Origin of the sequence: Pseudogemmatithrix spongiicola (assembly GCF_030623445.1) — a bacterium.
Classification (GTDB): domain Bacteria; phylum Gemmatimonadota; class Gemmatimonadetes; order Gemmatimonadales; family Gemmatimonadaceae; genus Pseudogemmatithrix; species Pseudogemmatithrix spongiicola.
In genome coordinates this window covers 1,561,665-1,584,739 of sequence record NZ_CP130613.1, presented here as the reverse complement: position 1 = coordinate 1,584,739, position 23,075 = coordinate 1,561,665, and the positions used below count along the sequence as shown (strand labels likewise).

General features: G+C 69.7%; 19 protein-coding genes. All 19 read right to left on the bottom strand.

The annotated features are described in order from the left end of the window. Positions 1-4 precede the first annotated feature (4 nt). Entirely contained in the window at positions 5-1,888 is a 1,884-nt protein-coding gene (gene uvrC / locus Strain318_RS07205; protein WP_367887826.1) for an excinuclease ABC subunit UvrC, read from the bottom strand. Continuing rightward, positions 1,872-3,410, bottom strand: coding sequence for a murein biosynthesis integral membrane protein MurJ (gene murJ, locus Strain318_RS07200; protein WP_367887825.1), 1,539 nt, complete (start codon positions 3,408-3,410; stop codon positions 1,872-1,874). The genes uvrC and murJ overlap by 17 nt, the downstream gene beginning before the upstream one ends. Continuing rightward, the gene (gene bshC, locus Strain318_RS07195) at positions 3,410-4,957 is read right to left on the bottom strand and encodes a bacillithiol biosynthesis cysteine-adding enzyme BshC (protein WP_367887824.1); all 1,548 of its coding nucleotides are present in this window, start codon (positions 4,955-4,957) and stop codon (positions 3,410-3,412) included. The genes murJ and bshC overlap by 1 nt, the downstream gene beginning before the upstream one ends. A 74-nt stretch (positions 4,958-5,031) precedes the next feature. Further along, positions 5,032-5,499, bottom strand: a complete 468-nt coding sequence (locus Strain318_RS07190) for a 23S rRNA (pseudouridine(1915)-N(3))-methyltransferase RlmH (protein ID WP_367887823.1) — start codon at positions 5,497-5,499, stop codon at positions 5,032-5,034. Positions 5,500-5,529: 30 nt separating this feature from the next. Then, positions 5,530-6,834: a Glu/Leu/Phe/Val family dehydrogenase gene (locus Strain318_RS07185; protein WP_367887822.1), complete on the bottom strand. Its 1,305-nt coding sequence runs from the start codon at positions 6,832-6,834 to the stop codon at positions 5,530-5,532. A 53-nt stretch (positions 6,835-6,887) separates the two neighbouring features. Beyond that, complete coding sequence (lpxK, locus tag Strain318_RS07180; protein ID WP_367887821.1) at positions 6,888-7,901, bottom strand: tetraacyldisaccharide 4'-kinase; 1,014 nt, start codon at positions 7,899-7,901, stop codon at positions 6,888-6,890. Next, the gene (locus Strain318_RS07175; RefSeq protein WP_367887820.1) at positions 7,898-8,551 is read right to left on the bottom strand and encodes a lysophospholipid acyltransferase family protein; all 654 of its coding nucleotides are present in this window, start codon (positions 8,549-8,551) and stop codon (positions 7,898-7,900) included. Before Strain318_RS07175 ends, lpxK begins: the two co-directional genes overlap by 4 nt. Next, complete coding sequence (gene lpxB / locus Strain318_RS07170) at positions 8,541-9,653, bottom strand: lipid-A-disaccharide synthase (protein WP_367887819.1); 1,113 nt, start codon at positions 9,651-9,653, stop codon at positions 8,541-8,543. The genes Strain318_RS07175 and lpxB overlap by 11 nt, the downstream gene beginning before the upstream one ends. Beyond that, positions 9,646-10,653 (bottom strand): Gfo/Idh/MocA family protein, encoded by a 1,008-nt coding sequence (locus Strain318_RS07165; RefSeq protein WP_367887818.1) that lies wholly within the window; start codon positions 10,651-10,653, stop codon positions 9,646-9,648. Before Strain318_RS07165 ends, lpxB begins: the two co-directional genes overlap by 8 nt. Next, on the bottom strand, positions 10,650-11,423 hold the full coding sequence (lpxA, locus tag Strain318_RS07160; protein ID WP_367887817.1) for an acyl-ACP--UDP-N-acetylglucosamine O-acyltransferase: 774 nt from the start codon (positions 11,421-11,423) through the stop codon (positions 10,650-10,652). Before lpxA ends, Strain318_RS07165 begins: the two co-directional genes overlap by 4 nt. Next, a complete protein-coding gene (locus Strain318_RS07155; protein WP_367887816.1) occupies positions 11,420-12,718 on the bottom strand; it encodes a bifunctional UDP-3-O-[3-hydroxymyristoyl] N-acetylglucosamine deacetylase/3-hydroxyacyl-ACP dehydratase in 1,299 nt (432 codons plus the stop codon). Before Strain318_RS07155 ends, lpxA begins: the two co-directional genes overlap by 4 nt. After that, on the bottom strand, positions 12,715-13,776 hold the full coding sequence (lpxD, locus tag Strain318_RS07150; RefSeq protein WP_367887815.1) for a UDP-3-O-(3-hydroxymyristoyl)glucosamine N-acyltransferase: 1,062 nt from the start codon (positions 13,774-13,776) through the stop codon (positions 12,715-12,717). Before lpxD ends, Strain318_RS07155 begins: the two co-directional genes overlap by 4 nt. Before the next feature lie 31 nt (positions 13,777-13,807). Further along, a complete protein-coding gene (locus Strain318_RS07145) occupies positions 13,808-14,455 on the bottom strand; it encodes an OmpH/Skp family outer membrane protein (protein ID WP_367887814.1) in 648 nt (215 codons plus the stop codon). 17 nt (positions 14,456-14,472) lie between these two features. Then, complete coding sequence (gene bamA, locus Strain318_RS07140; RefSeq protein WP_367887813.1) at positions 14,473-16,881, bottom strand: outer membrane protein assembly factor BamA; 2,409 nt, start codon at positions 16,879-16,881, stop codon at positions 14,473-14,475. Between the two features lie 74 nt (positions 16,882-16,955). Further along, positions 16,956-19,445, bottom strand: a complete 2,490-nt coding sequence (locus Strain318_RS07135) for an ATP-dependent Clp protease ATP-binding subunit (protein WP_367887812.1) — start codon at positions 19,443-19,445, stop codon at positions 16,956-16,958. Between the two features lie 31 nt (positions 19,446-19,476). Then, positions 19,477-20,400: an ATP--guanido phosphotransferase gene (locus Strain318_RS07130; RefSeq protein WP_437436325.1), complete on the bottom strand. Its 924-nt coding sequence runs from the start codon at positions 20,398-20,400 to the stop codon at positions 19,477-19,479. A 158-nt stretch (positions 20,401-20,558) separates the two neighbouring features. Continuing rightward, positions 20,559-21,047, bottom strand: coding sequence for a UvrB/UvrC motif-containing protein (locus Strain318_RS07125; RefSeq protein ID WP_367887810.1), 489 nt, complete (start codon positions 21,045-21,047; stop codon positions 20,559-20,561). Continuing rightward, positions 21,047-21,781, bottom strand: a complete 735-nt coding sequence (locus Strain318_RS07120) for an ABC transporter ATP-binding protein (RefSeq protein ID WP_367887809.1) — start codon at positions 21,779-21,781, stop codon at positions 21,047-21,049. The genes Strain318_RS07125 and Strain318_RS07120 overlap by 1 nt, the downstream gene beginning before the upstream one ends. Beyond that, entirely contained in the window at positions 21,778-23,070 is a 1,293-nt protein-coding gene (locus tag Strain318_RS07115) for an FtsX-like permease family protein (RefSeq protein ID WP_367887808.1), read from the bottom strand. The genes Strain318_RS07120 and Strain318_RS07115 overlap by 4 nt, the downstream gene beginning before the upstream one ends. Between the last annotated feature and the right edge of the window lie 5 nt (positions 23,071-23,075).

Below are 23,075 nucleotides of genomic sequence, written 5' to 3'. Positions count from 1 at the left end.
CGGATTAGGATGAAGTCGTGGTGTCCGGCGCATCGGCGCCAGCATCCGGCGCCGGGTCGGGAGCCGACGTGACGCCGAGCGCCGCCAGCAGCTTGCGCGCACTGGCCTCGCTGAACCCTTCTAACGCAGCGATCTGCTCCACCGTTGCGTCCTTCACGCCCTGCAGCGAGCCGAAGGCACTCAACAGCGCGCTGCGCTTCTTGGGGCCGACGCCGGGAATGCGCAGCAACTCGCTCGTCACGGTACGCATCGTGCGGCGCTTCCGGTTGTACGTCACGGCCGTGCGATGCGCCTCGTCGCGCACCTGTTGGAGCAGGCGCAGCGCCGGCGAGCGCCGCGGCAGGCGCAGCGGATCGCGGCGCCCGCGCACGAAGACCTCTTCCTCGCGCTTCGCGAGGCCGATCAGCGGCAGGTGGCCGAGTCCGAGCTCCTGCAGGGCCTCGTCGGCGGCGCCGAGCTGGCCCTTGCCGCCGTCGACCATCACCAGGTCAGGCAACGAGCGCTGTTCCTCCACGCGGCGACGGAAGTAGCGCCCCACGACCTCGCGCATCGACTGGAAGTCATCCGGGCCCAGCGCCTCATCGACAGTCTTCACCTTCATCGTGCGGTATTCGGCGCGGCGCGGGCGGCCGTTCTCGAACCACACGATGCCCCCGACGCTGTCCTTGCCCTGCGCCGTCGAGTTGTCGAAGCACACGATGCTCCGCGGGAGCTTCTCGAGCCCCAATGCCTGCCCGAGCTCGTACACGGGATCCGCGGCGCGTTCGTCCGTCTCCTGCTCGGCGAGCTTGAACTCCTCCAACAGATGCCGCGCATTCTGCTCGGCGAGGTCCAGCAACTCCCGCTTCGGTCCGCGCTGCGGCACAAGGATGCGGGCGGCGCCCTGCAGCGCCTCCTCGAACAGCGGACGATCCTCGAAGTCGAATGGGAGCAGCAACTCGCGCGCCCGCGCCGGCGCCTTGAGGTACGCGCTGACCAGGTACGTGCTGAGCACCTGGCCGTCGGGTTCACCCTCGACCCCCTCCAGGAAGCGATGCTCGCGCGCCACCAGCTTGCCGTTGCGGATGCGCAACAAGGTGGCCGCGGCATCATCGCCGTCGCGGGCGTAGCCGATCACATCGCGGTCCCCACCTTCCACCTCGGCGACCAGCGACGGCTCCTCCATGCGCTGCAGCTTGCCGATGGCGTCGCGCAGCTCCGCCGCGCGTTCGAAGTCCATCGCCTCGGCCGCCTGCTCCATCAGGGCTCGCACACGCTGCACCACGTCGTCGGTCTTGCCGTCGAGGAAGGTCAGCACCTCGTCGATCATCGCGGCATACTCGGCGCGCGACTGCAGCCCGATGCACGGCGCCTTGCAGCGGCCGATGTGGTAGTCGAGGCAGGCCCGCTCCGGCATCTCGCGCGGCATGTCGTAGCGGCAGGAGCGCACCGTGAAGATGCGCTTCACCACGTCCAATGCGCGGCGCATCGCCGCGACATCCGTGTACGGGCCGAAATAGCGGGCGCCGTCATCGTGCAGCCGCCGCGTCACGAAGACCCGCGGATACGGCTCCTGCACCGTCACCTTGATGTACGGGTACGTCTTGTCGTCCCGCAGCATCACGTTGTACTTGGGCCGGTGCTCCTTGATCAGGTTGTTCTCGAGGATCAGCGCATGCGCCTCGTCGGGCACGACGATGGTCTCGAGGTCGGCGATGCGCTCCACCAAGCGCCGCGTCTTGGGGTTGTCCCAATGCTCGCTGGCGAAGTAGCTGCGGACGCGCGGCCGGAGGCGCTTCGCCTTGCCGACGTAGAGCACCTCACCCTCGGCGCTCTTCCAGAGGTAGACGCCGGGCGTCTCGGGCAGGTGCGCGAGCTTCTGCGCGACCCGTTCAGGCGCGTCGGGCACCGTCGACTCCGGCAACGCGCGTCATCGCGAGATAGCTGCCTCCATAGGCGCCGAGGATGGCCACGGCCTCGAGCACGGGATGCCACGTCGGCAACACCGCGGCCACGCCGAGTCCGACGGCCGCCGCGAGTGCGGCACAGGCCCAGAGCGTCACCGGCACCCGCCCCATCGGCGGCAGCGCGCCGAGCTGTCGCTCGATGTGCACGCGCAACAGCCGGTACTCCAGCCAAGCCGCGATCCCCGAGGCCGCGGTGAGCAGGCCCACGCCCAGCTGTGGCGCCCAGCCGAAGCGCTCGGGCAGCGTCATCGCGAGCGTGAGGCCGAGGATCGCCGCGAGACCGACCCGCAGCGCGGCGAAGCGCATCGGCGTCGCCGTGTCGCGCAACGCGAAGCTCGCCGACGAGAACAGTCGCCCCATCGTGCCGGCCAACATGCCGACCCCGGAGCCGGCCAGCGCGGCCCACACCCAGGCGGCATCGTCGCGCGTGAACGCGCCCCCTTCATACAGTGCCGACGCCATCACGCGACCGAAGGCGATCAACCCGACAACCGACGGAATCACGAAGAAGGCAATGCGGGCCCGCCCACTCTCGAGCCGCGCGCGGAGGGCCGCGGCGATCTCCTCGCGGCTCCCCGTCGCCCCAGACATCGCCGGCAGTTCACTCGCGGCGATCGACATGCCGAACAGCGACACCGGGAGCATCGAGATGGCCTGCGCGTAGGTCAGCGTCGCGAGCGCACCCGCCCCGAGCAACGAGGCGATGAGCGTGTCCGCGTACGCGCTCAGCTGCACCACGCCACGCGTGGCGACGGCGGGACCGAAGTTCCGCAGCACCGTGCGCACTTCGTCGCGCGCCGCTCCCGCGCCGACGCGCAACGCGCGGTCCAAGCGGACAACGCTCGGCACCTGCACCGCCAACTGCAGCGCGCTGCCCACCACGCTGCCGAACGCCACGGCGACCGCCAGCTCCGCGCTCTCCGCGCCCTGCCAGCCGCCGCGCCACACCAGCGCCGCGATGATCGCCGCGTTCCACAGCACCGGCGATGCATACGAGAGGAAGAATCGGCGATGCGCGTTCAGCACGCCGAGGCACCACGCGGACAGCACCAAGAGCCCGAGGCCCGGCAGGATGATGCGGATCAACCCGGCGGCGAGCGCCTGTGTCTCCTGCCCCAGTCCCGGCGCGAGCAGCCACACGAGCTGCGGCGCGAACAGGATGCCCAGTAACACGAGCACCGACACGAACAGCGCAAGCAACGCGAGAATCGTCCCCGCGACGCGCCCCGCGTCCTCGCGGCGCCCCTCGGCGAGCAGCTTCGCGTAGACGGGAATGAACGACGCCGAGAGCGAACCTTCGCCGAACAGGTTCTGCAGCAGGTTCGGGATGCGAAACGCCGCCGCGAGGGCATCCGCCACCGGGCCCGCGCCGAGATACTGCGCAGTGACGCGTTGGCGGACGAGGCCAAAGAGGCGGCTGAGGAGGATTCCGGCCGCGACGAGCCGCGCCCCTCCCGCGCGCATCACCCGCCGACCAGCGTCCCGGCGTGCATCGCGGCGCCGGCCTTCAGCTGCGCCAACAGCAAGTCGCCGTGCCGCGCCAGCATCGGCACCGGATTGAGGCGCCGTTCCTGCCGCTGGTTCTCCGGCATCAGCGCGGCACGCACCGTCGCGAGATCCATCACGGCTTCAGTGGCACGCGACCGCGACGCGGCGCGCAAGCGGCGCTCGAGCCGATCGACGCGATGCAGCATCTGGTGCCGCGCCCCCTCCACGACCCGATCCGGGATGAGATGGTCGAGCCCCTGCACCACGCTGCCGAGCGTGTCGAGCCGCGAGGCCAGGTCGTGGCGCAAACCATCCAGCGCGTCGCGCACCGCCGCCGGCATCGCCCGATCGCCGACGCGGCGCTCCGCCTCATGCGGCACCTTGAGATCGTCAAGCACCATGCCGAGACGCCCGAGACGGCGATCGATGCTGGGTTCGACGATCGTCGTGGACCAGCGCGGCACCGCCAGCGGTGGCGCGATACCCAAGGCGTCTGCCACCGCGCTCACCTGCGTGAAGTAGGCGATCTCGCCCGGTCCGGCGACGTACGCCACCGTCGGCAGGATGCGGCGCTCGACGACCGGGCGCAGCAACACGTTCGCGGAGAGAATGCTGTCGGCGCGGTGCGCCACCTCGGACGCCTGCGCGATCGGGATGCGCTCCTTCACGCCGGCCAGCGCGCGGAACACCAGCGAGAGGCGCGGCACGCGCGCCACCTGCGGCCGGAAGCCCGCACGCTCGATCGCCACCATGCGCAGCGCCAGCGCCTCGTCCACGCTCGCCGCACGACGCAGTGCCTCGACCAGCGTCGGGCGGGCCGCTGCGCGCGTCGCCGGATGCCAGGCATCGAGCACCGCAATGCCGTGTGGTTCGAGCAGGCTGCGCAGGAAGCGCACGTAGGAGCCGCCAACGGTCGCGTCGGGATGGTACGCCGCCTTCAAGGCGTCGAGGATCGCACCGTGCGGCGCCGACCCTGCCGCCGCCACGAGCTGTTCGAACTGCTCGCCGGTATCGCCGAGCGGCATCTCGGCCATCACCGCGCCATCGGGCCCGCGGCGCGGGATGCTCAGGCGATGCACCTGCCCTTCGCCCGCGACGGCCGTCCACGCGGCCTCGGCGAAGTCGCCGTCGTCGGTCGCCGCCCAGAACACCGGCGCGCAGGGGATCCCCGTCTCACGCTCGATGCGATCCGCCAGCGCCAGCGCGGACAGCGCCTTGAGCAAGGTGTAGAGCGGCCCGCCAAACAAGCCCGGCTGCTGGCCCGTCGTGACGATGATGCCGTTCGCCTCAGCCACGCGCTCCAGGCGCTCGGCTGCCGGACCCGACGGATCCAGCGCCGGACGCAGGCCGGCCAGCCAACGGGAGCCCGCGAACTCCTGGCGCACGGACTCCGCCCGGGCGCGCCACGCGGCGGCGCCGGAGGGGCGTGCCGGGAACCAGTCCGCCGGCACCTGCCCGTCCTGCGCGGCCCGCGAGAGCGGCGAGCCGCCGAGGGTCTCCGTGACGAGGCGTGGTGCGCTCATGCCGCCCTACAGACCGGCCGAGCCGGACATCGCGCTGCGTGTGCTGCCTGCGTGTGTGCTGCCTGCATGCGTCGCTACTTGTGGTAGGGTTCGCCGCGCACGATGGTGCCCGCGCGATAGATCTGTTCCATCAACACCAACCGCGCCAGTTCGTGCGGCAAAGTCCATGGGGCCAAACTCAGGACGCGATGCGGTCGTTCCGCGAGCGACGGCCCGAGCCCGTACGCACCGCCGATCACAAACGCGAGGTCCTGCGCCCGCTCCCGATGCTCCTGCAGCAAGCCGGCGAAGGCCTCGGACGTATACGTGCGCCCCCCGCTCGGCGCACACAGCATCAGCGTTCCCGACGCCGGCAGGCGCTCGGCCAATCGCGCCGCCTCCCGCTGCATCACCTGCGCCGGCGCCAGGCTGCGCGCCGGTTCTTCCTTCACGTCCACGCACTCGAGCGGCCAGTAATGCGCCGCCCGCTCCTCATACTGGCGAATGGCCGCCGCCAGCGCCGCATCACGCGGCTTGCCGACGGCGGCCACCACGAGCTTCATCGCCGCCCCGGCAACGCCGAGGCGCGCGCCCTACGCATAGATGCCGCGCAGCCGGTGCACCGTCGCCACGCGGCTGATCGCCACCATGTACGCCGCGGTGCGCATGTTCACCTTGTGCTGCTGCGAGATCTTCAGCACCGAGGCGAAGCTCTCCACCATGATCTTGCGCAGGCGGTCGTTCACGGTCTCTTCGTCCCAGTAGTAGCCGCCGCGGTTCTGCACCCACTCGAAGTAGCTGACCGTCACGCCGCCGGCGTTCGCGAGGATGTCCGGCACCACGAAGATGCCCTTCTCGTCGAGGATCGTGTCGGCGGCCGCGGTCGTCGGGCCGTTCGCGCCCTCGCAGATGATCTTCGCCTTGATGTTCTTCGCGTTCTTCGTCGTGATGACGTTCTCCAGCGCCGCGGGCACGAGCACGTCCACCGGCAGCTCAAGCAGCTGCTCGTTCGTGATCACGTCGCCCTTGCCGTAGCCGTCGAGCGTCTTGTTCTTGCGGACGTAGGCGATGGCGTCGGCGACGTCGATGCCCTTCGGGTTGTGCCAGCCGCCGGTGCGGTCGCTGATCGCGACCACCTTGCAGCCCTGCTCGGCGAGCAGCTGGGCGCCGATCGAGCCCACGTTGCCGAAGCCCTGCACGGCCACCGTGGCGCCCTTCACATCCATCTTGAGGTGCTCGAGCGCCTGCGTCGCGGTGAACATCACGCCGCGCCCCGTCGCCTCGCGACGACCCAGCGAGCCGCCCATCTCCACCGGCTTGCCGGTGGTGACGGCGTTCACCGTGTGGCCCACGTGCATCGAGTAGGTGTCCATGAGCCACGCCATCACGCGCTCATTCGTGTTCACGTCCGGTGCCGGCACGTCGGAATCCGGCCCCAGCGTCGAGATGATGCCCGAGGTGTAGCGGCGCGTCACGCGCTCGAGCTCACCGACCGACATCTTGAGCGGATCGCAGATCACGCCGCCCTTCGCGCCGCCGAACGGGATGTTCACCACCGCGCACTTCCAGGTCATCCACGCGGCGAGCGCCTTCACTTCGTCGAGCGAGACGTTCATGTCGAAACGGATGCCGCCCTTGGCGGGACCGCGCGACGTGTTGTGCAGCACGCGGATCCCCGTGAACACCTCGACTTCGCCGTTGTCCATCAGGACGGGAATCGAAACGGTGATTTCCTTCTCGGGGCTGCGCAGGACCTTGTAGATCCCGGGTTCGAGGTCGAGGAGCTCGGCCGCGCGGTCGAAGCGCGACATCATCGCCTCGAACGGGTTCTCTTCGTTGAGGAACCGGTCTTTGTCGGGGCGGACGATCGGATTGGTCGGCAGGCGGAGATCAGCCATGGCGGATTGGGGGGTACCACGCCGGACAGGAGCCGGCAGCTAAGGGTCGGAATTCAGGGCCGTACACCGGGGACGAGCCGGTCCAGCGCCTCGTGAAGCGGCGCCGCACCGCGTTCGACCACGACAGCCTGTGAAAGATACCACAGCGGCGAAGCCACGCGAGGCCACAGCGGGCCGAGCTTCACCGCGTCTTTGAGGGTGCAGACGGCGAAATCCACCGACGCGGCGCGTGCCGACAACGCGGCCGCGTCCCGCGCATCGAAGGCATGGTGGTCCGGAAAAGCGGCCTGGGTCACGACTGCTCCCAGGGCGCCGAGCTGTGCAGCGAACGCCGACGGCGCGCCCACCGCCGAAATCGCGAGCACCGTCTTCCCGGCCAGCGCCTCCGGCGGCAGCGTGGCCGCCGCAGGGTCGCGCACGTCATGCAACGGGCCCGGCGTGAGCGCCACCACAGAGGCGGTGGGGGCCCCGGCAAATCCCGTCCAGCGGGCCGCCACGGCCTCGGCATCCGCCAGCGAGGCCGACTTCCGCGTCACGATCACCAACGACGCACGGCGCAGCGCTCGCCGGCCCTCGCGCAGCGGCCCCGCCGGCAACAGACGCGAGGCGTGGCCCTGCTCCGCAGCGACCAGCACCACGTCCACGTCTCGCCGCGCACGGCGATGCTGGAAGGCATCGTCGAGCACGACCACCGTCGCGCCCCGCTGCGCGGCCTCGCGCGCACCGGCCACTCGATCGGCATTCAGGATCACCGGCACGTCGGGGTTCAAACGCTCGTGGACCAGCGGCTCATCGCCACCGTAGCCACGCATGACGATCGCCGGCTTGGCCCCGCGCGCGACCAACTCACGCGCGATCCACGCGGCCAGCGGCGTCTTGCCCGTCCCGCCCACGCTCAGGTTGCCCACGCTCACGGCCGGAATCGGCAACCGCTCGCTGCGGAGGATCCCCAGGTCATACAGCGCGTTGCGAACGCCCGTACCGGCGGCAAAGAGCCATGACAGCGGCGTCAGCGCGCGCGCAGCCAACCCGTCCGCGGCCCAGACGCGCTCGATGGCGTGACTCACGCGCCGCTCCCAAGCACGCCGGCCTCTGGTGGGCCGAGCCGGCGCTGCAACTCCGCCACCGACGCCTCGCTGGCATCCGGCGCCACCCACGGATCCGAGTACGTCAGGCGCAACCGCGCGAACGGCTTCGGGATCGCGAAGCGATCCCAGCTGCCCATCCGCCACGCGCGCGAGATCTCGGTGCGGATCCCGATGATCGGGGCCCCGCTACGCATCGAGGCGACGAGCAATCCCGGCTTCGGCACGCCTCGTGGACCGCGTGGACCGTCGGGAGTGAAAGCGAACGTCGCGCCCTGCTTCAGGCCGTCTACGATCTGCACCAGCGCCTCGCGCCCGCCCTGGGAACTCGAGCCGCGCACGAACCGGTAGCCCCAGCGCTGCATCATTCGCGCGATGATCTCGGCGTCGCCATGCGTACTCGCCAGCGCCGAGATGCCGCGAAAGCGGTTCGCCCACACCGCCCCGAGCAGTTGGCCGTGCCACACCGCCAGGACGCACGGGTTGCCCTCCGCTTGCAGGCGCTGCCACGCCTCCACGTTCCGCTCTTCGATGCGCCACGTCGCGCCGAGCAGCGTCACCAGCGGCCGCCCGAGGGTGACGCTCCACCAGAGCTTGCGCGCCTTGGCCCGTGCCTTCGCCTCAGTCGACACGCAGCATCCCGGCCGCCATCACGGCCACGCGCTCCGACGCGCCCGGCTCCCCGAGCTTGGCGCGCACCTCGGCGAGGCCGGCCACCATGCGCGCACGGGCCTCGCCGTCGCGGTCGAACAACGGCTCGAGCGCATCCGCGACCGGTCGCGGCTGGAACGCGTCCTGCACGAACTCCGGCGCCACCGTGCGACCCGCCACGATGTTCAGGAGGCCGATGTGGCCGATCTTCACTAGACGCTTGGCGATGGCGTACGAAATCGGGCTCGTGCGATACACAATCGCGCAGGGCGTGCCCGCCACGGCCGCTTCGAGCGTCGTCGTGCCGCTCTTGCACAGCGCGACGTCTGCCGCGCGCAGCACGTCGAAACTCGCCGAGCGGATGAGCGGCACCGGCAGCTCGTTGTCCCGGAGGTCGATGGTCGGCGCGACGCTCAGCACCACCTGCAGCGCCGGCCGCCGCCGGCGCAATTCGTCCGCGACGGCGAGAAAATCGCGCAGATGCCGGCGAATCTCCTCGGCGCGACTGCCCGGGAACAACGCGAGGATCTCGGCGTCGGCGGGCAATCCCAGCCGCGCACGCGCCTCGGCCTGCGTGGGAAGGGATTGCGCCCGGTCGAGCAGCGGATGCCCGACGAAGGTCGCGTCGATGCCCGCCCCGCGGAGCATCGCTTCCTCGAAGGGCAGGATGACCGCGGCCTTGCTGATGATCTTCGCCATCGTCTTGAGGCGCCCGGCACGCCACGCCCAGACCTGCGGCGTGATGTAATAGAGCACGGGCACACCCGCCTTCGCCGCCGCCGCCGCGACGCGCATGTTGAAGCCGGGATAGTCGATGCAGATCACCAGGCCCACGCGTCCGCTCGCCAGGCGCGCCGTAAGGCGCTTCAGCAGGCGATAGTGCGACGGGATGTGCCGGAGCACCTCCACGAAGCCGACGACGCCTTCGTGCTCCTCGAGCATCTCCACGCCGGCCGTGCGCATGCGCACGCCACCAGTCCCGGTGATGGGCAATCCCGGGCGCAACGCCTTCAGCCGTTCCGCGAGGATGGCCCCGTGCAGGTCGCCCGAGGCCTCCCCCGCGAGAATCAGGATCTCACGCACTGCGTCCCACCGGCAGCTGGCCGCGCAGCGCCGGCAGCGCCTGCTCGATGTCGCCGATGATGCGCAGCGCGACGGCCAACGCATCGCGACCCGCGCGACCGGTGACGGCGACGGGTTGCTCGCCCTTGATCGCCGCCACGAAGCTCTCGAGCTCCAGCCGCAGCGGCTCGCCCTCCGGCGCATCGATGACCACGCGCTCGACGAAGGCATCGATCGGCTGCGCCTGCTTGGCCAACGTCGCCAGGTCCACATCCTTGCGCAGGCGGTACATCTCCCCCGTGCCCGACGCCAGGTCCAGCGAGAGATAGCCGTTCTTCTGGAAGATGCGCAACTTGCGCGTCCGCTCCTTCGAGACGCGGCTGGCCGTGATCGTCGCGACCGCGCCGGTCGCGAACGTGATGCGCGCGTTCGCGATGTCGATGCTCGGCGTGAGCACCGGCAGCCCCGCCGCCGACACGTCCTTCACCGGCGCGCCGATGAGCGTCAGCACCAGGTCGATGTCGTGGATCATGAGGTCCAGCACCACCGCGACGTCGGACCCGCGCGGATTGAACGGCGCGAGACGGTCGCTGTCGATGAACAGCGGCGTGTCGACGTGCGGCAGCGCCGCGCGGATCGCGCGGTTGAAGCGCTCGATATGCCCGATCTGGATCAGCTTGCCCACGCGATCGGCGATCGCCAGCAACTCGTCGGCCTCCTCGAGCGTCACCGTGATCGGCTTCTCGATGAGGAGATGCTTGCCGGCCTCGAGGGCCTGCTTCGCCACCGCATGGTGGAACGGCGTCGGCACGACGATGCTCACCGCATCCACGTCGGCGAGCAACGCCTCGAGCGTCGGGTACGCGCGGATCCCGAGCTCCCGCGCCACCGTGCCCGCGCGATCGGCGTTCGCCTCGTAGAAGCCCTTGAACACGATGCCCGGCAAGTCGCGCAGGATGCGCGCATGATGGTAGCCGAGGCTGCCCGTCCCGATCACGCCGACCCGCAATGGCTGGCTCACGTCACGACTCCCCGGCCCGAGGCCTCCACGAAGTCCACGAAGGCCTGGACCTCCGGGAACGGCTTGAGCTCGCCGGCCTTCTCCAGCGCCTGCGAGATGTTCATGTCGGAGCGGAAGAACAGGCGGTACGCCTTCTTCAGCTCGCTCACGACCTCCTCCTTGAACCCGCTGCGCTGCAGGCCCACGGAGTTCAGGCCGTAGAGCTGCACCGGATTGCCCACCGCCTTCACGAACGGCGGGATGTCCTTCGAGATGCGCGACGCCCCGCCGATGAAGGCATGGCGGCCGATCTTCGCGAACTGGTGCACGGCGCAGAGCCCTGAGATGATCGCGCGGTCATGCACCGTCACGTGGCCGGCGAGCTGCGTGCCGTTCGAGATGATCACGCCGTCGCCCACGTGGCAGTCGTGCGCGAGATGCACGTACGACATCAGGAAGCAGTGCTTGCCCACCGTGGTCTTGAACGACTCGCTGGTGCCGCGGTTGATCGTGAGGTACTCGCGCAGCGTCGTCCCCTCGCCGATCTCCACCGTCGTGACCTCACCCTTGAACTTGAGGTCCTGCGGCTTGCCGCCGAGCACCGTGCCGATGCCCACCGTCACCTTGGGGCCGAGGATGACGTGCTCCTCGAGCGTCGCCCGCATGTGGATCACGCTGCCGTCCCCGACGATGCAGTGGGGGCCGATGTACGCCCAGGGCCCGACCTCGACGTCGGCGCCCAGCTCGGCCTTCGCGTCGACGATGGCCGTCGGATGGATCTTGGCGCTCATCGGTCGCGTACCATCGCGGCCATCTCCGCCTCGCACACCACCGCGCCGTCCACCTTCGCGACGCCGGCGATGCGCGCGACCTTGCCGCGCAGCTGGACCAACTCCACCTCGAACCGCAATTGGTCGCCCGGCTTCACCGGCTTGCGGAACTTGATGTTGTCGATGCTCATGAAGTACACGACCTTGCTCTCCGGGTCCTCGACGGCTCCCATCAGCAGCACGCCGCCGGCCTGCGCCATCGCCTCGACGATCAGCACGCCCGGCATGATCGGGTGCCCCGGGAAGTGCCCCTGGAAGAACGGCTCGTTGATCGTGACGTTCTTGATGGCCACCACGCGCTTCTGCGGCTCCAGCTCGATCACGCGATCGACGAGCAGGAACGGATAGCGGTGCGGCAGGATCTTCATCAGGTCTTCGATGTCCAACACGCGAGTCTCCTCTGGATTCGCCGCCGCGGCCGGACCGGCAGGCACCGCGTGCGCCAACATCTCGCGCAGCAGCGTCACCGTCCCGCGGTGGCTTGGCTTCGTCGCCGTGATCTTCGCCCGCACCCGCTGTCCCGCCAACGCGAGGTCGCCGACCACGTCCATCGCCTTGTGACGCACGAACTCATCGGTCCAGCGCAGCGTGGTGTCCACCACGCCCGTCTCGTCCAGCACGATCGTGTTCTCCGTCGAGGCGCCCTGGATGAGGCCCTTCGCCCGCAGCCCCTCGACCCAGCTCAACATCCCGAAGGTACGTGCCGGCGCCAGCTCGCGCGCGAACGTCTCCTCAGTGACCGTCCACCGCCCGTCCTGCGCCCCGATCAGCGGATGCGGGAAGTCGATCTTCACCTCGAGCTCGAGCGTCTCCGCCGGATGCGCCACGTACACGGACTCGCCGTCCACGATGCGCACGGCCTCCCGCAAGCGCAGCACGTCGGGGCTGCCCTCCTGCTCCCGCAGCCCGGCCTCCACCAACGCCAACCGGAAGGGCTCCGCCGAGCCATCCATGATCGGCGGCTCGGCGCTGTCCATCTCGATGAGCAAGTCGTCGATGCATAGGCCCGCGACCGCCGCGAGGACGTGCTCGACCGTGTGCAGCGCGGCATCGCCCTCGCCCAACTGCGTCCGTCGCTCCGCGGCCACCGCGACGCGGTGATGCGCGGGCGTCTCCGGATGCCCAGCAAGGTCCGTCCGCCGGAAGCGAATGCCGGCACCGCTGGCCGCCGGGAGGAACCGCAACGTGCACACGCGGCCCAGGTGCAGGCCAATGCCCTGCACCGTCACATCGCGCGCGATCGTCCGGCGGCTCACGGCGTCTCGTCCTCGCGTGACGGCGATGCATCGCGCAGCGCCCGCTCCACCCGCTTCATCCAGTCCGGCAGCTTCGCAAGCGCGGCGAAGCTCCGCATCTGCTCGCGGTGCGGCCGCGCGGGGTACCCGCCCCAGGTCTCGCCCGCCGGAATGTCCGAAATCACGGCCGTGCGCGCCGTCAGCGTGACCTTGTCCCCGACCGTCACGTGGCCGGAGATACCCGACTGGCCAGCCATCACGACGCCATCGCCCAGGCGGGCGCTGCCCGCGATGCCAGCCTGCGCCGTCAGCAAGCACAACCGCCCGATCCGCACGTTGTGCGCGATGTGGACGAGATTGTCGATCTTCGTGCCGTCGCCGATCACCGTGTCGTCGATGCTGCCGCGGTCGATCGCGCAGTTCGCGCCGATCTCCACGTCGCGGCCGATCACGCAGCCGCCCACATGCGGGATCTTCTGGTGCGCACCGTCGCGAAACACGTAGCCAAAGCCATCGCTGCCGATGCGCGAACCGCTGTGGATCGCCGTCCGGTCGCCGAGCACGACACGGGGGTACAGCGTCACCTGCGGATGGAGCCGCACATCGGCGCCGAGTTGCGCCCCATCGCCGATCACGCACTGCGCGCCGATCCACGCGCCGCGCCCGATGCGCGCCCCCGCCCCGACGACGCAGAACGCCTCGATGCACACGTCGGCGTCGATGGTCGCCGACGGATCCACGACGGCCGTCGGGTGCACGCCCACGAAGGGCCGTACGGGCTGCCGATACATCAGGGGCAGCAACGCGAGGATCGCCTCCTGCGGCTTCGCGACGACGATCCGATGCGCACAGCGCCCCGGTGCGTCCTTGAACTCCGGGCTGACCAGCACGGCCTCCGCCTGCGAGTCCGCCAGCAGCGGCACGTACTTGGGCAGCGCCAGGAACGACAACTGCCCCGCACCGGCACGATCGAGGGGCGCGATGCTCGAGACGCGGCGTTCGCCGTCGCCCTGCACCGTGCCCCCGACCGCGGCCGCGATGTCCGCGAGCCGCAGGGACGCTCCCTGGGAATCGGTCATCGCCTGGTGGGGAGGCGTGCCGCCGACGCCCTTACGGGCGCCGGACTCCCGTCGGCTGCGACACCGGCCCCTGCGGCGCGGGCCGCTGGGCCGGCGGCGTCGCGGCCGGCGTCTGGCCCGGCGGACGCTGGGTTGGAGCGGCTCCCGGACGCGCCGGCGCCGCAGTCGCCCGGATGCGCGTGAGCACGCGGTCCGAGATGTCGAGGTTGCGGTCAAACGCGACGACCGGGCTGCCCTCGCGCGAGAGATCGAGGATCATCGTGTAGTTGTCCGCCGCCCGGATATCGTCGAGCGCCACGCGGATCTGGTCGAACAGCGGCTGCATCGCCGCCGCCTGCGCCTGCTGGCTCTCCGTCTCGAGGACTTCGAGCGTGTCGCGGTAGCGGGCGTCGTACGCCTGCAGCGCCGTGAAGCGCGCGACCTTGTCCTGCTGCGACAGACCGGCCGAGTCGCGCTCGAACGCGGCAATGAACCCGTTGAGCGAGTCCACCATCACCTGCTGGCGGGCCTGGAGGCTCTCGAGCGCCGTGCGCATCTGCGCCTCGGCCTGCGCGCGCGCCGGCATCTCCTGCAGGATGCGCTGCGAGTTCACGAAGGCCACCTTCTGGGCGGCGAGCGGCGACGCCGCGAGCGAGAGGAAGGCGGCCACGAGCAGGGCGCCGCGGGTACGGATCGACATGTGCATCAACTCCGAGGTTAGAAGAACTGGCCCAGCCGGAAGTGCAGCTGCCACTTCGGGTCGGGATTGCCCAGGGCATCGAGACGGTCGAAGCCATAGGCGAGGTCAATGCCCAGCGGACCGAGCGGGCTGACGGTGGAGGCGCCGAAGCCGGCGCCGCGGAAGAGGCGTGTCGGGTCGAAATCCCGCGGACGCGCCCAGATGTTGCCGGCGTCGTAGAACGCCGAGAGATACAGCGACGAATTGAAGCGCAGGCCGATCTCGGCCGTCGACGTGAAGAACGCGCTGCCGAAGGACTCGCGTTGCGCGTTGAACGTGCCGGCGTTCGTCGTGAAGCCGTTCGGCGTGATCGAGAACTCCGGGTAGCCGCGCAGCGGCTCACCGAACTGCACGCCGCCGAGAGAGAACTGCTGCGACCAGAAGAAGTCGCGCGTGTTGCCGAACACCGCGCCACCTCGCGCGCTCAGGCCCATCGTGAGCCGCAGCGGCTGCGAGCCGGGTGCCCGCCCACCGATGCGCGCGAGCAGCGTGTAGTTGCGCAGTTCCGTCGTGTACCGCTGGAACGTCGCACGGCCGCCCAGCAGGCCGCCGTTGAACTGGGCGCTGATGGTCTGCAGGCGGCCGTCCGTCGCGAACGGCATGTCCACGCGCGTGTCGCGCGTCACGTCGAAGCCCAACGTGCTGCGCAAGCAGCCGTCGCAGCCGTCGGAGGCTTCCTGCCCGAGCAGGCCGCCCGTGCCGAACCGCACCGACTCGATGCCGTACGACGTGAACACGCGCGTGAAGCGCGACCCGGGGAACGGATAGCCCACGCGCACGTTCGTGCCGATGCGCGTCGTCTGGCCGAAGTCGGCGATGCGGAACCGCGCCTGCGAGTGGTAGCCCGTCAGCTGCGCCGAGACCAGCGAGCCGCGGATGTTCGGGTCCGTGTACGAGGCGTTGAAGTCGTTGATGAATCGGCCGTACTGCCAGTTGATCGCGCCGCGCTTGCACTTGCCGAAGAGGTTCGGCTGGTCGAGGCCGATGAAGCCGCCGATGCCCGTGCCTTGGCCCGCGGACGCGCCGAAGTTCACGTTGCCGGTGCGCTTCTCCTTCACGCGGAAGATGATGTCGATGTCACCCTCCTCGTTGGCCGGCCGCGTGTCGGGGAACGGCAGCGGCGTCTCGAAGAACCCGAGGTTGCCGATGCCCTGCCAGCTCCGGATCAACCGGTCCTGGTTGAACACGTCGCCCGGGATGATGAACAGCTGGTCGCGGATGCAGTTCTCGACCGTGAAGTCGTTGCCGATGATGTCGACGCGGTTGATGATCGCCGGCGTGCCTTCGCGGATGTCCCAGCGGACGCGCACGACGGCCGAGTCACCCGGCTCGCGTTCCACCACCGGATTGATCTGCGCGTAGATGTACCCGTCGTTGCTGTACAGCGTGCGCACCTGCTGCGTCGCGGCGTCCCAGCGCGTGCGGTCGAAGACGTCGCTGGCCACCGGCTGCCGCTTGATCAATGCGCGCGCCCGTTCGGTCAGTGTGGGCGTCCGGTCGCGGAACGGGAAATACGCCGCGAGGCGCTCCGTGTCGAAGTGCCGGTTGCCGACGATTTCCAGGCCGCCCACGCGGTACTGCGGCCCCTCGCGCACCTGCAGTTCCACCAGCGCCTTCCCGCGCGACGGATCGACGATCATCGTGTCGCGCTCGAGCTGGAAGTCCACGTACCCGCGCTGCGCGAAGAACGTCGGGATCTTCTCGCCGAGGTCCGTCGCGTAGACGTCCTCGTCGAACTCGCCCTTGCGGAACCACCAGAAGCCCTCGGGCTTCGTCTCCATCGCCTTCACGACGTCGCGCGAATCCACGCCCTGGGTGCCCAGCACCCGCAGGCCGGAGATTGCCAGGCGCCGTCCCTCGTTCACGCGGAACGTGATGCCCACGCGGTCGCCCAGCGACGTCGTCTCGGGCTGGATGCGGGCGAGATAGTAGCCACGCGCCTTGTACAGCGAATCGATGCGGCGCATCGACACCGCGATCTGCGCGGGATCCACCGGACGTCCCACCAGCAGCGACACCTTGTCCTCCACGGTGCCCTGCGTGATCGCCTCGGTGCCTTCCACCGAGACGCGGCCGACGATGGGCCGCTCGCTGACGGCGATGACGAGGACCGCACCGCGGGTGGTGGCCGCCGGCAGTCCGCACTCGATGGCGACGTGGTCGAAGTCCCCCGTGCCGTACAGGTCGCGGATCGCGCGCTGGATGACCGGGAAGCTCAGCGAGTCGCCCTCGCGCAGGCCGCTATTGGCCACGATGGTCGCCCGCCCGACGCGCACATTGCCCCGGACGCCGATCGAATCGGGTACGAGACAGCGTCCAGGCTGGTCCTGCGCCAGCACCGGCGTCGCGAGGCCCAAGGCCAGCAACGCCAAGAAGATACGGAACATGGAGGGAATATACACAGGGCGGGACCGGACAGGTTCCAAAGGTCCGGTCCCGCCGGGCGTGCTGGAAAGGGGAATCAGGCCTTCGGACTCGCCGCTGGCGTGCGGAACTCGAGCTTGCTGCCGTCTGCAGCCACGTCCACCACGATCTCGTCGCCGCGCCCGAACTCGGCCATCAGGATGCGCTCCGAGAGCGGGTCCTCGATCCAGCGCTGGATCGCGCGCTTCAGCGGGCGCGCCCCGTAGCTCTGGTCGTACCCGTGCTTCACGAGGAAGTCGGTCGCGCCGTCCGTCAGGCGCAGCGACAGCTCCTCCTCGCCCAACCGCTTCTGCACGTCCTTGAGCAGGATCGAGACGATGCTGCCGATGTGCTCCTTCGTCAGCGGATGGAAGACGATCACGTCGTCCAGGCGGTTCAGGAACTCCGGATTGAAGGCGTGCTGCAACTCCTCCTTCACCTTGTCCGCCATGCGGTCGAAGTTCTGGCTCGCCTCCGCGGCGCCGAAGCCCAGCGTGCGGTTCTTCATGATGTCCTTCGCACCCACGTTCGACGTCATGATGACGACCGTGTTCTTGAAGTCGATCACGCGACCGTAGTTGTCCGTCAGGTGCCCCTCATCCAGCACCTGCAGCAGGATGTTGAACACGTCCGGATGCGCCTTCTCGATCTCGTCGAGCAGGATCACGGAGTACGGCTTGCGGCGCACGGCCTTGGTGAGCGTGCCCGAGTCCTCGTAGCCCACGTAGCCCGGCGGCGCACCGATCAAGCGCGACACGGAGAACTTCTCCATGTACTCGCTCATGTCCACGCGGATCAGCGCCGAGGTGTCGGCGAAGAGGAATTTCGCCAGCGCACGCGCCAGCTCCGTCTTGCCCACGCCCGTCGGGCCGCAGAAGATGAACGAGCCGATCGGACGCCGCGGATCCTTGAGGCCTGCGCGGCTGCGGCGGATGCTCCGCGCAATCGCCTTGATCGCGTCCTCCTGCGCCACCACGGACCCGTGTAGCTCCTCTTCCATGCGCAGCAGGCGCGTGGTCTCGGCTTCCTGCAGGCGCGTCACCGGAATGCCCGTCCAACGGCCGACGATGAACGCGATCTCTTCCTCGCCCAGCACCGGGCGCAGCGACTGGCGCTTCTGCTCCCAATCTTCCTGCCGCGCACGGATGTCGGCTTGCAGCTGACGCTCCGTGTCGCGCAGGGCCGCCGCGCGCTCGAAGTTCTGGTCGCGCACCGCCGCGTCCTTCTCGGCGTTGACCTCCTCGAGCTTCGTCTTGAGGTCGGCGACTTCCGGAGGCGGCACCTGCGCCGCAAGCCGCGCGCGCGCCCCTGCCTCGTCGATCACGTCGATCGCCTTGTCCGGCAGGAAGCGATCCGTGATGTAGCGCTCCGACAGTTTCGCCGCGATCGCCAACGTCTCGTCGGGGATCGTGACGCGGTGATGGTCCTCGTACTTGGCCCGCAAGCCCTTGAGGATCTCGACGGTCTCGTCGATCGACGGCGGATCCACCACGACCGTCTGGAAGCGGCGCTCCAGCGCGCCGTCCTTCTCGATGTACTTGCGGTACTCGTTCAGCGTGGACGCACCGACGCACTGCAGCTCGCCGCGCGCCAGCGCCGGCTTGAGCATGTTGCTCGCGTCGATCGCGCCTTCGGCCGCGCCCGCGCCCACGAGCGTGTGCAGCTCGTCGATGAACAGGATGATCTGCGTGTTCTGCGCGATCTCGTTCATCACGGCCTTGAGGCGCTCCTCGAACTGGCCGCGATACTTGGTGCCCGCGATCACCGCGGCCATGTCCAGCGAGAGCACGCGATGGTCGCGCAGCGAGTCCGGGCAGGTGTTGTTGGCGATCATCTGGGCCAGGCCCTCGACGATCGCCGTCTTGCCCACGCCGGGCTCGCCGATCAGCACCGGATTGTTCTTCTTGCGGCGCGAGAGCACTTCCATCACGCGCTCGATCTCCTTCGCGCGGCCGATGGTCGGGTCCAGCTGCCCTTCGGCGGCCAGCGTCGTGAGGTCGCGGCAGAAGTGGTCGAGCGCCGGCGTCTTGGACTTCTTCTCGCCCTTGCCGGCGGCCGGCGTCGGCGGCGTGCCGGGCGTGCCGCCCTGCTGCCCCTGCGGCATCTCCGTGCCGAGCAGGCGCAGCGTCTCGGCGCGCGCCGCCTCGAGGTGCACGCCCGCGTCGGTCAGCACCTGCGCCGCGATGCCCTTCTCCTCGCGCAGCAGGCCGAGCAGCAGGTGCTCGGTGCCGACATACGAGTGGTTGAGCTCGCGGGCTTCGCCCATGGCGAGCTCGAGCACCTTCTTCGCGCGCGACGTGTACGGGAGGTCCGGGCCGGTGGCCTGCGCGGCTTTCCCCTTCTTCACCGTGTCCTCGATCTTCTGCTGGATCTCCTCGAGATCCACGCTGAGATTCTGCAGGACCGCCGCGGCGACGCCCTCGCCCTCGCGGATCAGCCCGAGCAAGATGTGCTCGGTGCCCACGTATTCGTGGTGCAGGCGGGCCGCCTCTTCGCGCGCCATCGCCAGGACCTTCCGCACCCGTTCCGTGAAGTTGTAACCGTTCATCCGTTGCCTCGACCGCTGCGCTTCCCGAGGGTCATTCGGGAAGGCGTGCCTCGTTGGCGAGTATCTGACGCACGTAGCGGGCCCGCGCCAGGTTCGCCTCGCCCTCGGTCAACACCCGCCCCGCGCTGTGCGAGAGGTGCGCCGACTGGCTGAAGATCAGGAGCTTGTTGAGCGTATAAACACTGAGCCCGGTCACCAGGTTCAGTCCTGCGGCCAGCCGCAACCCACTCAGCAGGTTCATCGCTTCATCTGCCGGCAGGTTCCGCGCGTGCCGCAGGGTGCCGTACGCGCGCCACAGCTTGTCCTCGATAATATAACCCGCGTCCCGCGCCAGAATCGCGCGCGCTTCCTCCTCGCGCTCGATCACCCGCCGCACGACGCGCTCCAACTGCTCCGTCAGATCCTCCTCGCTGCGTCCAAGCGTCGTCTGGTTCGAAATCTGGAACAGGTTCCCGAGGACGTCGCTCCCTTCGCCGTACAGGCCTCGATACGTCAGGCCCATGTGCTGCAGACCCTGCAGCACCTTCCCGATCTCCTGCGTGAGCACCAAGCCCGGCAGGTGGATCAAGACGCTCGCCCGCAGCCCCGTCCCCGTGTTCGTCGGGCACGCCGTCAGGTAGCCGAACTCCGTGTGCGCGGCAAACGGCAGCGCCGCCCCCAACTCGGCATCCAGCGCCTCCGCCTGCCGCAACGCGCCCTGCACGTCAAAGCCGGACCTGAACACTTGGACCCGCAAATGGTCCTCTTCGTTTACCATCACCCCGGCGTCGCCGGTGACCAGCACGGCCGACCCGGTCGGCCCGACGCTGCCACGGTCGAGTCCCGCCAGCTCGCGGCTCACCAAGTGCCGCTCGTGCAGCACCTGCCGCTCCACCGGGCTGCACTCGTCCACCCGCACGAAGGCGGCGCCCTCGAGGCCCTTCAGGCGCGCGGCCACCGCCCGCACCTGGTGCATCACGCGCAGGCGCTCGCCCTCACGGGCACGCACCGGGAACGCGAATCCCGCGATGTTGCGCGCCAAGCGGATCCGCGACGAGAGCACGATGCCCGCGTGCTGGCCGTCACCGATCAGCCAGTGCAGGCCGCCGTCCGGGAGCAGCGACAGGTCCAGCGTCATTCGAGCCCCCGGATCTGGTCCCGCAATGCGGCCGCTTCCTCGAAGGCCTCGCCCTCGACGGCCTTCGCGAGGCGCTGGCGGAGCGCCTCGATCGCCGTCTCGCGCGCCATGTCCGCCGGATTCTCGGAGAGGTGCTGCCATCCGACGTGCCGCGTGCCGCCATGGACCCGCCGCAGCAGCTCGCGCAGGCTCTGCTCGAAGGCCCCGTAGCACTGCGCGCAGCCCAGCCGCCCGCTCGCGCGGAAATCCCGCAGCGAGGTCCCGCAGAAGGCACAGCGGGCCATATCGCCCGGCATCTGCGCGGCCTGCTGTTGCACGGCCTGCAGGAAATCGCCCAACGGATGCGACGGCGGGGCCGTCACCGTCGTCTCGATGCCCCGCGCCGCGGCGCACTGCTCGCACAGATGCACCTGCGACACCGCCGCCTCGACGATCTGTGTCAGGTGCACCACGGCATCGCGCTCGCGGCAGTTGTCGCAAACCATCAGACGCCTCCCGCCGACGCGGGCGCCGGATGCAGGCGTCCGTCCTCGAGATGCAGCGTCCGCTGCGCCCGCTCGGCCAGCGAGCGGTTGTGCGTCACGACCACGAGGCCGAGCCCGCCGTCTTGGGCGAGCTCCGCGAACAGGTCGTGCAGACGCTCCGCGTTCTGGTGGTCCAGGTTGCCCGACGGCTCGTCCGCGAGCAGCACCGGCGGGCGCAGCGCCAAGGCCCGGGCCACCGCGGCGCGCTGCTGCTCGCCACCGGAGAGCTCCGCGGGCCGATGATGCAGGCGCGCGCCCAGCCCCACGCGCTCAAGCAACTCCGTCGCGCGCGCGCGGCACTCGGCCTCGGAGCGCTCGGCGATCCGCATCGGCATCATCACGTTCTCCAACGCCGAGAACTCCTTGAGCAGGTGGTGGAACTGAAAGACGAATCCCACCTGCCGATTCCGGAGTTCCGCGAGCGACTCATCGCTCGCCCCGCTCGTCGGCTGGCCGCCGAGCCGCACCACGCCAGCATCGGGACGCTCGAGCGCCCCCAGCACGTGCAGGAACGTGCTCTTGCCGGAACCGCTGGCGCCGACGACCGCGACCATCTCCCCCGGCGCGACCTGCAGGTCCACGCCATCCAGCACGCGGATCGCCGAGCCGTCGCCCCCGCGATATGCCTTCACCACGCCGATGGCTTCCAGCACCGGCGGCCGTCCCACGGCGGGCGTCTCCCCAGGCATCGTCATTCGCTGCGGATGGCCTCGATCGGGTAGAGCTTGGCCGCCGTCGCCGCCGGATGCAGCGTTGCCAGCACGGCCACGCCGACGCTGAGCAGCACGATCAGCGTCACATCGAACAGCTCCAGGCGCACCGGCAGGTGGTCGATGAAATACACCGAGGGGTCCAGCGCGATCAGCTTCCAGCGCTCGAGCGCGAGACCTGTGCCGAGTCCGAGCACGAGGCCCATGCCCGTGCCCGCGGCGCCGATGAACGCGCCCTGCAGCAGGAAGATCCGGCGGATCGCGTCGGCGCGCATACCCATCGCCTTCAGGATGCCGATCTCGCGCGTCTTGTCGCGCACGACCATCGTCAGCGTGCTCACGATGTTGAACGCGGCCACCATGATGATCAACGCGAGGATGACGCTCATGCCCAGCTTCTCGAGCTTGAGCGCGCGGAACAGCGAGCTGTTCTGCTGCTGCCAATCCTCGGCGCGGTACGGCCAGCCCAGCAGCTCGACGATCGTCCCCGCCACTTCTGGCGCCACCCAGCGACCCGTCGTCTTCACCTCGAGGCCGGTCACCGCGCTGTCGAGCCCCGCGAGACGCTGCGCGTACGGCAGCGCGACGTACGCGTAGTTGTTGTCGTACTCGTACATCAGCGTCTCGAAGGTGCCCGTCACCTCGAACTGCTGCACGCGCGGCAGCATGCCCGCGGAGAGGCCCGCCAGCGGCCCCACCCCGATGACGGCCCCGGCGCTCTCGGCGTCGTTGTTGCCGGCCGTGTACACCGTGATGCGCATGCCCGGATACGCGCCCAGCCGGTCCGCCAGCAGGCGGCCGAGCACGACGCCGTTGTCCCGGCCGTCCGTGGTCTTGAAGAGGAACGCGCCCGGCGCCGCGTGGTCGCGGATCGTCGTCACCTGCGTCGAGCCCGAATCACCCGGGAGCAGGCCACCGATCGTCACCGCCTCGATGTGGCCCTTGCCGGCCGTGGCCAGCGCCTGCGTGATCACGAACGGCGCGACGTCCACCACGTTGGCCACGCCGCGCACCTTCTCCTGCGCCTCGGGCCAGCGCTCGAGCCGCAGGGCTTCGCCGTAGGTCAGCACGCGGATGTCGGGACTGCCGACCAGGATCTTCTCGCGAAGGTCCGTCTGCAGGCCGTTCATGACGCCCATGATCACGATGAGCGCACTCACGCCCACCGCCACCCCGGCCACCGCGATCACGGAGATGAACGACAGCAGCCGCGACCCGCGGCGGCTCCGCAGGTAGCGCCAGGCGATCGACAGCTCGAGGCGGGACGTGGCCACTATGC